This is a genomic window from Variovorax sp. P1_H12_2 (assembly GCF_056405335.1).
Window position 1 is genome coordinate 1 of the sequence record NZ_JBFUCI010000205.1, and the last position, 10,840, is coordinate 10,840.

Below are 10,840 nucleotides of genomic sequence, written 5' to 3' on the forward strand. Positions count from 1 at the left end.
CCGCCGCACCGCGCCCGCCCGCCGCGTAGTTGCCGGTGTAGGCGTTGCCGATCGCGCCGCGCTGGCCCGCCGAGGCGATGCCGGTGCGCGAGTTGTACGAGGAACCCACCTGCCCGGCCCAGGCGTTGCCGGTCCAGGCGTTGTAGCCGCCGGCGGCGCGCGACACCGTCGCGCGGTTGCCCCATTGGCTGTAGACGTTGCCGCTGTAGCCGGCCCAGCCGCCGGGTCCCCAGGCCACCGCGCCGCCGCGCGGGCCGAAGGCGGCCCCGCCCCACACCGGCGCGGCCCAGGGCCCCCAGTACGGATACGGGCCCCAGCCCCAGCCGGTGGCCACGGTCGCCGCGCCCCAGGCCCAGCCGAGGCCGAAGGCCACCGCCCAGCCGGTCCACGGCGTGTACGCCACCGCCGCGCCATAGCCGTAGGTGACCGGCGGCCCATACCAGACCGAGCCGATCCACGGGTTGTAGACATAACCCGTGCCGTACACCACCACGCCCGAGACCGGGTCGACGATCGCGCCCATGTAGCCCGGCGAGTAACCGGCGTAGACCGTGTCGGGCGTCGTGTCGTAGATGCGCACGTAGGTCACGTAGTGCAGCGGCGAACTCGGCGGAATCGAATAGATCGCCGCCGGCACCGATCGGGCGACCTTCCACGGCCCGCGCACCGACGCAGCGCTGAACCAGACGCCGTTCTCGACCGCGTAGTAGGCGCCGTCGCTGACCCGGATGATCGCGGTCGGCGTGTTCTCGACGTAGGACAGCGAGGTGCCCGCGATCGGCTTGAACACCGGCTCGCCGTCGAAACGCGGCGGCGTCAGCGAGGTGCCCGCCACCTTGACCGCGGCCGTCTGCGGCACGGTCGCCGCGATCGCGGCCTCGCGCGCCTGCGAAGTGCCGGCGACCGAAGCCTTGACGTTCTCCTTCGGACTGTCGTCGGGGATCCGCGCGAACGCGGGCGGCAGGGCATTGGCCGGAACGAACTGCCACGGACCGGCGGTGGAGGCCGAACGGAACCAGCGGCCGGCAATCAGGACGTAGGTCATGTTGTCCTGCATGTCCATGAAGATGTTGCCGGTGGTGTTCTCCACATAGAGCAGCGGCGCCCCGCTGAGCGGCACCGGCCGTGCCGTGCCGTCGGTCACGATGAGTTCGGTCGGCGCGGTGGCCACGAAGACCATCGGCGCATGGCTCTCGAGCCGCGGCGCCGGGCGGTCGGGGGTGCTCTGCCCCGTGAGCGGGTCGATCTGGTGCGCATCCATGGCGGTCTTGAAAGCCCGGCCCAGCTCCTTCGACGGCGCGTGGAGCACCTTCCACGGCCCGTTCAGCGCAACGGCCGTCATCCAGCCGTCGAACACCTTCAGGTAGTAGGTGCCCGAGCCGTCGCGCAGCAGCAGCGGCCGGGTGTTGAGCACGCGCTCGAAAGGCGTCCCTTGCAGCCGGCCATAGCGCGGCTCGCCGTCGATCGTGACCAGGATCGACGGTGCGCTGGAGAACACGATGCGCGGCGGCTCGTTGGCCAGCGGCTTGCGCTCCTCGGGCTGCCGGGTCTGGACGATCGCCATCGCGGCCTCGAGCCGATCCAGCGCGATGGTGCGCGAGCGGCCGCCGAGGTCGCGCGCGATGGCATCGCTCCAGGCCTGCGCCTGCGCCGCGGTCGAGGACGGAAAATCGACCTTGGCGAAACGCACGCCGTCGAGGGTGACCAGGCGGCGCCCCTTGTCGGTCAGCGTGCGGGCCTCGAAGGTGACGATGCCGTAGCGCGTCTGCGGCGGGTTGCTGCCGATCTCGACCTGCACCGCCGCGCGCCCGGCCAGCTTCACGCCGTCCCAGCTGTCGAGCTGCGGCTCGTACACCCTCAGGCTCGCGTTGCCGGACTGGACGGTGCGCGGCCAGGGCAGTTCGCCACCGATGGCAGAGGCGGCCGCCGTGGCGACCGCGGTGGGCTGCGCGCCCGCCGGCATCGCCTGCGCCGCCAGCGCGGCGACCAGGAAGATCGCGGCGCTGCCTGTGATTCGACTCATGAAAACTCCTCGTGATTCATTCAAAACGGACGACCGCCGGCGGCGTCCAGCGGCCGTCCACGGCGGCAGGCTCGGGCCAGTAGGCGCGGAGATAGAGCGAGAACTCGCTCGCGCCGCCGCTCGGCGCGGGCAGCCAGTTGCTTTCGTGCTCGACGCCGGGGGACTGCGGCTGCACGTAGATCGTCAGCGAGCCGTCCTCGGCAAAACGCAGCGACCTGCTCTTGGTGCCCACCGAATAGCGCCCGAGCGCATTGGGCTCGAAGAAGTGATGCGCGTTGTACAGCGTCAGCGACCAGAAGCCCTTCACCGGCGGCAGCTCTCCCGGCGCGAAGGTCAGGGCATAGCACCCGGCGCCGCACAGGCGCGCGCCGTCCTGGTCCAGGTCCTGGTAGAAATACTGCGTCTCGTTGGGCCTGTTGACGAAGATGTTCGACTTCGCGACCGCCGTGCGCGTGAAGTAGTCGGTGCCGAAGCAGGCGCCGTTGGCGATCGTCGACCAGTGGTGCGGCAACTGCCGCCCGTAGTTGCGGAACTCGAACAGCGGCTCGACCAGTTCCCGGTCGGCCGCCGCCACCGCCTGCTCGAAGACCTCCTTGAGGTGCGCATCRCCGGCGACCGCGTCCACCACCGCCAGCACCTGCGCATAGCGCGCCGATTCGCCCGGCAGCGGCTTCGCATCGGCCAGCGCGGCGGGCAGGCTCTCGAGGAAAGTCTCGGGCGGCACCCATCGGGTTTCGCCGCCACCGCGGTCGGCCGCGTTCGGCACGGCCGGCACCCGAGACCAGTCGGTGCGCTTGATCCTGCCGTCGAACTGCGCCACGGGGTACAGCCCGATCCGGCTGATGACCGACTGCGCCGCCAACAGATCCTCTTCGGTGTCTTCGCGGAACACCCGCGGAATCACCACGCCGGTGCCGGTCTGCGAGACGAACACCCGGCGGATGCCCGGCGGCACCGCGCCGACCCAGTTCGGCCCGACCAGCAGGTAGAAGCCGGCCTGCGTGCCGTACATGCTGCCGAGTTCGGCAACGCTGTCGGTGCGCGAATCCACCACCTGGATGACCCAGAAGCGGTCGCCGAAATCGGGCACCTGGAGCACCACCGGCGACTGGTCCAGCGCGACGATGCCGTTGCCATACACCACGTCCTGGTTCGGACAGGCCACCGCGCGCTCGGCCGGATCGATGTAGTCGGTCAGCATGGTCAGGCTGTTGGCCGGCCCGACCGGCAGCACGCCGCCCAGCAGCATCGGATGCGGCAAGCCGCCGAAGGCGACGCGGCGGTTGTGCACGTTGACGATCGGCCAGGCCCAGAAGAAGGCGTCGCGCGCCACCATGCGCACGTAGTCGTCGCTGAGCTTGGTCTTGGTGTCGGGACCCGGGACTGCCTGCGCCATGGTCATCTCCTGCAGCGGGAAGCATTCGGCCCGGCCTTGCCGGAAGGGCGGGCCCGCGCGACGGCCCATGCGCGGATGCGCCCGTGCCCGGGTCATGGTGTGGCCGTCCGCGGGACGAACACCGTGTTCCAGTCGCGCCGCATGCTGACCAGATCGATGCCGTAGTCGCCGGCATGGTCGAGCGCGTCGACCAGCGGACTGAGCCGGAACTCGCGGTCGTAGGCGAACTCGCGCTCGCCGTCGTCGTGGTGCAGCAGCAGCGCCAGCCGCGGGCCGGCGCCCGACTTGACGTAGCGCAGCATCGCGAGGTCGCCGTCGGAATTGCCGAAGGCAAGGATCGGACGCCGGCCGATGTGCAGGCCGATGTTCTGCGGCTTGGTTTCGCGGTCATCGAAAGTGCCGAGTTCCGCCAGCTTCCACAGCTCGCCACGCCCGTCGCGCATCTCGAAGCGCGTCTTCGTGCTGCTGCCGATGACCTGCTCCACGGGAATGCCGTAGACCTCCTCGGAGAAGGCGCGCACCAGGTCGATGCCGCCGCCGGTGACGATGAAGGTCTTGAACCCGTGGGCGCGCAGGTAGTCGAGCAGTTCGATCTGGGGCTGGTAGGCGCACTCCGTGAAACGGCGGCCGAGCTTCGGGTGTCTGGCCGAGGCGAGCCACGCCTTCGCAATGGCCTGGAAATCGTCCTCGGTCACGCCGGCATGCGTGAAGAAAGCGACGTCGAAGGCGCCCTGCTTGCCCAGCCTCGCGATCGTCTGGAGGTCGTGCTCGAGGAAGGCCTTGAAGGGCTGGCGTTCCTTCAATGCAGGATCCTGGGCCGCGAGCGCGACCAGCCGATCCTGCGCAAAGAAGACCTGCGACTGCATCGGCTGCTCGCACCACAGCGTGCCGTCGTTGTCGAAGGTCGCAATGCGCTCGGCCGGGCGGACGAAGTCCGGCCCGCCCTCCAGCGTCACCCGGGCCACGAAGTCGGTGATCGAGGCCTTGGCCGGGCCCTCGTTCCAGGACGGCAGGACGGCAGTCATGCGGCCGTCGATTGCTGAGCGGGCTTCTTCGCTGCCATGGCGGCCTCCGGGTTATTGCATCGTCGCGCGGGCACGGGGCAGCCATGCTGCCGCGCCAGAGCGTGTCGAGAGCATGCGCACGCCGGCGGCAAAGCGCACTTGTCCTAAGGTGACACGCGATTTGCCCCTTGGTGCAAGCTCAGCTCAGCTCAACTCAGCTCAGCCCGGGCCCTGGCTGGGCGCCGGACTCAGGCGTCGAGCGTCAGGTGCTGGCCGTGCAGCGCCGCGGCCGCCGGCGAGGCCAGGAAGGCGACGGTGCGGGCCGCCACCGAGGTCGACACCCACTGGTTCGGGTTGACATCGGGCATGGCCTGGCGGTTGGCGGGGGTGTCGAGCACGCTGGGCGCGATGCTGTTGACGGTGATGCCGTGCGGCGCCAGTTCCGCGGCCGAGGCTTCGACCAGCCGCTGCAGCGCGCTCTTCGACGCAATGTACGCCGCCATGGCCGCGGCGCCGCGCGCCGCCGTCTTGGCGGTCACGGCGACCACGCGGCCGGACTTGCGCTCGATCATCGCCGGCACCAGCGCCTGCGTCACCGCCACGAACGACCAGGCGTTCAGGTTCATCATTCGGTCCCAGGCCGCGCGGCCGAGCGCATGCACCGGCTCGCCCATCTCGAAGCCGCCGGCGATGTGCACCAGGGCATCGACCTGCCCGCCGAAGGTGCCGAGCACCCGCTGCCCCRCCCCGGCCATCGCCTCCACCGAGGTCACGTCGGCCTGGAGCAGCAGGTGCTGCGAGTTGTCGAGCCCGGGAAAGCTGCTGACGAGGTGCTCCAGCCGATGGTCGATCAGCGCCACGCGGCCCCCCCTGTCGAGGAACAGCTGCACCACGGCACGGCCCAGCGCGCCGGCGGCGCCCGTGACGACCACTTGACCCGGGGAATCGACTTCGTCCATGGCAGGTTCCTGGTTGGGGAAGGCATGGTAGCGCCGATGTCACCCGCACGGCGCCCGGGCTGGCATCATCGGTGCTTCGTTTGCAAAGGAGAACTGTGATGAAAGAAGTGGTTGTCGTCAGCGGCGTTCGCACCGCGATCGGAACTTTCGGCGGAAGCCTCAAGGACGTCCCGCCCACCAAGCTCGCCGCCCTGGTCACCAAGGAAGCGCTGGCGCGCGCCAAGGTCGACGGCAAGGACGTCGAGCACGTGGTCTTCGGCCACGTCATCAACACCGAGCCGCGCGACATGTACATGGCCCGCGTGGCCGCGATCGAGGGCGGCTGCGCCCAGGAGACACCCGCGCTGACCGTCAACCGCCTGTGCGGCTCGGGCCTGCAGGCCATCGTGAGYGCGGCCCAGAGCATCCAGCTCGGGGACGCCAAGGTGGCCGTCGGCGGCGGCGCCGAAAACATGAGCCGCGCCCCCTTCGCCTCGCTCACCGCCCGCTGGGGCGCGCGCATGGGCGACAGCAAGATGGTCGACATGATGCTGGGCGCGCTGCACGACCCCTTCCAGACCATCCACATGGGCATCACGGCGGAGAACATCGCCAAGAAATGGGGAATCAGCCGCGAGACCCAGGACCAGACCGCGCTGACCAGCCACCAGCGCGCCCAGAAGGCGATCGAGGGCGGCTACTTCAAGACGCAGATCGTTCCGGTGCCGCTGGAGAGCCGCAAGGGCACCACCTACTTCGACACCGACGAGCACGTGCGACACGACGCCAAGATCGAGGACATGAGCAAGCTCAAGCCCGCCTTCCTCAAGGAAAACGGCACCGTGACCGCGGGCAACGCCTCCGGCGTCAACGACGCGGCCGCGGCCGTGGTGCTGATGGAGAAGGAAGAAGCGGCGCGGCGCGGCCTGAAGCCGATGGCGCGCATCGTGGCCTATGCCTTCGCGGGCGTGGACCCGGCCTACATGGGCATCGGCCCGGTGCCGGCCTCGCGCAAGGCGCTCGAGAAGGCGGGGCTGAAGGCCTCCGACATGGACGTGGTCGAAGCCAACGAGGCCTTTGCGGCGCAGGCCTGCGCGGTGAGCCAGGACCTGGGCCTGGACCCGGCCAAGGTGAACCCCAACGGCTCCGGCATCTCGCTCGGCCACCCGGTCGGCGCCACTGGGGCGCTGATCACCGTCAAGGCCCTGTACGAGCTGGAGCGCATCCAGGGCCGCTACGCGCTGGTGACCATGTGCATCGGCGGCGGCCAGGGCATCGCCTGCATTTTTGAGCGGATCTGACGGCCGCGCCAAAAGTTGTGGCTATAATCGTGGGATTGCCTGAATGACAGAAATGTCGATCAGGGGCTCTTAGCTCAGTTGGTAGAGCAGCGGACTCTTAATCCGTAGGTCGAGTGTTCGAGTCACTCAGGGCCCACCACCAACACCGCGTAAGCGTTGAAAAGCCTGCTATCGATTCGATAGCAGGCTTTTTTCATTGGCCGATCGGTGACAGTCTGGTGACAGAATCAACCGCATTGCCGCTACGCTGATCGGCGCGCGCCCTACTTCCCCAACTTTTGCTTCCACCGGGTGCTGAAGCCCAGCGCCCGATTGAACTCGAACGGGTCGCACCAGTCCTGCCCGAAGGAGCTGCACACGTCGGGGAGCTTACGGTTCTGGCGCTGCTTCTTCGGCTTGGAGATTTCGACCGTCACGACGCACCGCTTCCCCTTGTCGGACAGCGCGTAGGCAGTCAGGAACGGATCGCGGCCGATCTGCTCGACCTCATCGTCCGTGAGGTCGGGGGCGTAGCCCTCAGTGATGACCTTCTGCACAAGGCCCGGGTCCACCGCGTCGCTCAACAGCAGCGCCTTCTTGTTGGCGTCCTCTTGCAACCATGCAAAGAGCAAATCCTTGTCGGCGTCGTCCGGGCCGTCCTTGACCTCGTCGAAGATTTCGAACGGCATCTTCACGCGGCCTTGTTCACCCTGGTAGGTGAGCCACTCCCAGTACTCGGGCACGCTATCCACCGGGTAGTAGGAGTTGTGGGCAGTGATCAACACGCTCGCGTCAAGCAGATAGAGCATCGAGCGACCGATCAGGCGACAGCCAACAACGGATAGACGCTACGGGGCCGGACCCCGAGCACCTTGGCGGCCTTGACCGGCGACAGCGTTCCCGCATCCATGGCGTGGTGCGCGAAATTGAGCATGGCGGTGCCTAGGCGGTGACGCCGGACGACGTAGTAGCTTGGGCCGCTGCTCTTCTTCATCTTGGCGATTTCCTTCTCGCGCCGCCTTTCCGCGATCCAGCGCGTGTGAATTTCAACCGACAGCGCCTTCCAGTCATCGAGCGACAGGCGCCCGGCCTTGTGCAGGCCGTAGGCGACCATCTGCCGGCTCACGCGCCAGCGATCGGCATGCTGCGAAATGGTGGCGATCTGCGCGTTCACGTCGAGCCCCGCGAGATTGAGCATCTCCAAGTCCGCGACCGGCAGCAGAAACTCGCCGGCCACGTCATTGCAGAATTTCTCGATCTTCATCTCAGGCACCCCGCTGCCGCTGACGCCCGTGGCGCCGAGGAACAGGTGTGCCAGTTCGTGCAGCAGGGTGAACGACCATGCCGCCTTCGCGTCCCCGTCGTTGATGACGACGAAGGGCGCGAGGGGGTCGGCAATGGCAAAGCCACGGAATGCCCCAACAGGGATGGTCGAGTGGTGGCTTCCGAGGTTGCCGACGAGCAGCACGAACACCCCTGCCCGCTCGGCACGATCACGCAGCAGGTTGAAGGCGCCGTCGGCGTCCTTCTGCGCCCGGTACTCCGCGCGGGTGACGCCCAGTAACTTCTCGATCGCCTCGCGAAGAGCTGGGACACCGGCCTCCATCTTTGCCGAGCCGATGAAGTCCAGCGGCCGCGCGTCCTCATCATCTTCAAGGACAGCCCGCACCAGGCTCTGCCGCGCGCGGAGGTCGCGCACGAGCGCATCCACGTCGGCCTCGGCCTCAACGCTTCGTTCTGCGACGACAGTGCGGAAATCTTCGCCTCGGTCCCCCTTCGTCGGCGGCGCCGGCAGGTACAGGGTGAGCAACGAGCGACGGTAGACCCGCGCCATGTTCGACAGCATCGTGCGCGAGGGCTCCTTCTCGCCGCCCTCGATGGCCTTCAGCGATGCGGCGGCAATGCCGATGGCGCGTGCAGCGTCCTCCGGCTCAAGACCGGCGGTTTCTCTCGCCCATCGAAACACATCCGGGTTGAACCGTGTCATTGTTTGCGCCGAGGCGCGCGCGGCACTCGCGCAGCGTCTCGTTTCCAAAGTTTACAGACATCGGGCCGCGTCTCGCCGCTCAGCCTTGCCCTGGCCGCGAACTCGTGCCGTGATGTGGGCCGGTCGCCACGGGCCGGAGCCAATCGACCGCGGCGTCCGCCGGCGTCATCGCGCGCAGGCGCGGGTCGCGCCAAAGGTCGGCGGCCACGTCTTCAAGCTGCTCTGGGTCGACCGTGCGCCACTGGCGCTGCAGCCGGTGGGCGCAGGCCGCAATCCACTGGTCCTTCTGCGCGTCGTCCATGGCGCTATCGTAGCGAACTACTGGTTTTTTATCCAGTATTTGACTGCGACGCCAGCAGGCTGAGAGGCGAATTGATCTGCGGGTCTTGCGACGCTAGAAAATAAGCCCTGTATCGCATTTTCGCCACCCGTCGTCCGCCGCGCCAGAATCATCCCCCATGACCAATTCCGGCACCCTCCCCCTCGACGATGCCCCCGAGCAGGCCCACCACATCGCCCAGGCGGGGAATCAGGCTTGCGCGTTGAGCAGCACGGGTGCGGCCGACGACGGACCGCGTAGCCGCTTCGGCGCCGCCGCCAGCATCTTCGACAGCCTCGATACTCGGCCGCAGCAACTGCGGTTGGCCCGGCGGCCGTGGTGGAAGCTCTGGTGACCGCGAGCATGCTGCGCCTGCCCATCGCTGCCGCCGTCGCCATGCTGGTGTTGCCCGTGGCCGCGCAGCCCACGGTCTACCGCTGCGAGACGAACGGCAAGGTCAGCTACTCGGACGCCCCATGCGTCGGGGCCAAGGTGATCGACGCGACGCCCACGCAAGGCATGGACAAAATGACCGGCCAGTCACGCAAAGGTCGTGACGTGCAACGTGAAGAGTTCAATGCGACCTTCGACAACACCCTGCGCCCGCTCCATGGTCGCTCGCACGCCGACATGGACGTTTTGCGCCGTCGCGTGAAGTTGCCCACCCGCGAGCAGGCCCAATGCGCCGATCTCGACAACCGCCTGCCCTCGCTAGAAGCCGATGCGGCACGAGCGGCAGGCGAGGCCAAAGCCCGCGTCGAAGTTGATCTCTACAAAGCCCGCAAACAGTTCTTCGATCTGAAATGCTGACTGCTGCCGCTCGCCGGCTGCGCCACGTCCCACCCAGACCTACGGTCCGAGTGGCAAGATTGCGCACACCATCAACTGCCCTGGTTCGGCCACAGCTGGGGCAGTTGCTACGAGAAGGCCGGCAGCCCGTTCGGGACGGCGGGCTATAAGGTCGTCGCCCAGATCGGCAGCATCACACCCTCCGGCGTTGCGAACGGCTACGGTGGCTATGGCACATGGGGTGAGCGCCAATCTCTTGCGGCGCTGGGTGACGGAGCAGGACGACGCGGTGACAGCGGTCAAGCGGCAGCAGGTATCGACGCGRCAATCGACTGGCGAGTTCGTGGCGCTGCAGTTGCCGCCACCCGAGGTGCCAGCGCGAGACATCCCGATGCCGAGAGGCGACACCAATAACACAAGGGCTTCGAGCGCGACCGCATACGACATGCCGCGTCTCGACCTTCACGGAAGAATTTCTAGATGCAACCTTCTTCCGCCATGTTGCAGAATTGGATCGTTGTAGGGGGTCCAACCGTTGACGGACATATAGACAACTTCCACTGGAGATCCTGAGGATCCTCCATACTTCATAGTTCCAGTCCATGAAGTGGTGGTCTTAGATTCGTTGACGGCTGTCGAGCCGCCCGTCAATACCTCCCATTGAGAAACTGGCATCGTAGAGTGCACAGTCACGGTATCCCCACGCCGCACCTGCACGTTTGACTCTTTGAACGGATCGTTCCCGCAGCACGTAGTAACAGGGACGGGCGCGCCGTTAGCTTCGACCGTGAACACCATGGGTGGCAAGACATTCAAGACGTAGGGCAAGCCGTTGGCGGCAGTGATCGCATATTCCCCAACGCAATCCCTGTCTTTGCATAGCCTCAACTTCAGGGAGCCCTTGTGCACTCCTTGGGACAGTTTGGTGTTCAAAGCTAGGCCGTTGATGGGCGAAACGAACGTAAACACCCCGGCACTAACCTGCCAGATTGGCACTTGCGTGTGGTTCAGACCGTCTTCATCGCTGAAAAGGTACGGCCAAACTCCCGTTGCTGGAGCACCTGTTGTTTTGGCAGTGATCTTGAACACGGCTGGGATATCAGT

The 10,840-nt window shown here is 67.1% G+C and carries 11 protein-coding genes and 1 tRNA gene; 4 read left to right on the forward strand and 8 right to left on the reverse strand.

Going from position 1 to position 10,840, the window contains the following annotated elements; all coding sequences use genetic code 11:
- The 4 genes from AC1D2K_RS19885 to AC1D2K_RS19900 all read right to left on the reverse strand — a co-directional run.
- Positions 1 to 2,023 (reverse strand): autotransporter (locus AC1D2K_RS19885; protein ID WP_478090553.1); only part of this gene is annotated, 2,023 nt, incomplete at its 3' end.
- Between the two features lie 16 nt (positions 2,024 to 2,039).
- A complete protein-coding gene (locus tag AC1D2K_RS19890) occupies positions 2,040 to 3,515 on the reverse strand; it encodes a DUF1254 domain-containing protein (protein WP_478090554.1) in 1,476 nt (491 codons plus the stop codon).
- Positions 3,512 to 4,444, reverse strand: coding sequence for an HAD family hydrolase (locus AC1D2K_RS19895; RefSeq protein WP_478090555.1), 933 nt, complete (start codon positions 4,442 to 4,444; stop codon positions 3,512 to 3,514). The genes AC1D2K_RS19890 and AC1D2K_RS19895 overlap by 4 nt, the downstream gene beginning before the upstream one ends.
- Before the next feature lie 227 nt (positions 4,445 to 4,671).
- Complete coding sequence (locus AC1D2K_RS19900) at positions 4,672 to 5,382, reverse strand: SDR family NAD(P)-dependent oxidoreductase (RefSeq protein ID WP_478090556.1); 711 nt, start codon at positions 5,380 to 5,382, stop codon at positions 4,672 to 4,674.
- Between the two features lie 95 nt (positions 5,383 to 5,477).
- Between AC1D2K_RS19900 and bktB the strand changes: the two genes are divergently transcribed.
- Positions 5,478 to 6,662 (forward strand): beta-ketothiolase BktB, encoded by a 1,185-nt coding sequence (bktB, locus tag AC1D2K_RS19905; RefSeq protein WP_478090557.1) that lies wholly within the window; start codon positions 5,478 to 5,480, stop codon positions 6,660 to 6,662.
- 63 nt (positions 6,663 to 6,725) lie between these two features.
- Positions 6,726 to 6,801 (forward strand) — tRNA-Lys (locus AC1D2K_RS19910).
- A gap of 124 nt (positions 6,802 to 6,925) precedes the next feature.
- Here AC1D2K_RS19910 and AC1D2K_RS19915 read toward each other — a convergent pair.
- From AC1D2K_RS19915 to AC1D2K_RS19925, 3 genes are all read right to left on the reverse strand, one after another.
- Entirely contained in the window at positions 6,926 to 7,450 is a 525-nt protein-coding gene (locus AC1D2K_RS19915) for a DUF4411 family protein (RefSeq protein WP_478090558.1), read from the reverse strand.
- 11 nt (positions 7,451 to 7,461) lie between these two features.
- Positions 7,462 to 8,628, reverse strand: a complete 1,167-nt coding sequence (locus AC1D2K_RS19920) for an ImmA/IrrE family metallo-endopeptidase (RefSeq protein ID WP_478090559.1) — start codon at positions 8,626 to 8,628, stop codon at positions 7,462 to 7,464.
- 79 nt (positions 8,629 to 8,707) lie between these two features.
- A complete protein-coding gene (locus tag AC1D2K_RS19925; protein WP_478090560.1) occupies positions 8,708 to 8,929 on the reverse strand; it encodes a hypothetical protein in 222 nt (73 codons plus the stop codon).
- Between the two features lie 157 nt (positions 8,930 to 9,086).
- Here AC1D2K_RS19925 and AC1D2K_RS19930 point away from each other — a divergent pair, with 157 nt between their 5' ends.
- On the forward strand, positions 9,087 to 9,302 hold the full coding sequence (locus AC1D2K_RS19930; RefSeq protein ID WP_478090561.1) for a hypothetical protein: 216 nt from the start codon (positions 9,087 to 9,089) through the stop codon (positions 9,300 to 9,302).
- Positions 9,299 to 9,757, forward strand: a complete 459-nt coding sequence (locus AC1D2K_RS19935) for a DUF4124 domain-containing protein (protein ID WP_478090562.1) — start codon at positions 9,299 to 9,301, stop codon at positions 9,755 to 9,757. The genes AC1D2K_RS19930 and AC1D2K_RS19935 overlap by 4 nt, the downstream gene beginning before the upstream one ends.
- 441 nt (positions 9,758 to 10,198) lie before the next feature.
- Here the strand turns inward: AC1D2K_RS19935 and AC1D2K_RS19940 are convergent.
- A partial coding sequence (locus tag AC1D2K_RS19940; RefSeq protein WP_478090563.1) for a hypothetical protein occupies positions 10,199 to 10,840 on the reverse strand: 642 nt, incomplete at its 5' end.

Bases quoted from the DNA above. Each gene is read 5' to 3' on its own strand.
- AC1D2K_RS19895 (WP_478090555.1), bottom strand. From the start codon at position 4,444: ATGACTGCCGTCCTGCCGTCCTGGAACGAGGGCCCGGCCAAGGCCTCG.
- AC1D2K_RS19915 (WP_478090558.1), bottom strand. From the start codon at position 7,450: ATGCTCTATCTGCTTGACGCGAGCGTGTTGATCACTGCCCACAACTCC.
- AC1D2K_RS19920 (WP_478090559.1), bottom strand. From the start codon at position 8,628: ATGACACGGTTCAACCCGGATGTGTTTCGATGGGCGAGAGAAACCGCC.
- AC1D2K_RS19925 (WP_478090560.1), bottom strand. From the start codon at position 8,929: ATGGACGACGCGCAGAAGGACCAGTGGATTGCGGCCTGCGCCCACCGG.
- AC1D2K_RS19930 (WP_478090561.1), top strand. From the start codon at position 9,087: ATGACCAATTCCGGCACCCTCCCCCTCGACGATGCCCCCGAGCAGGCC.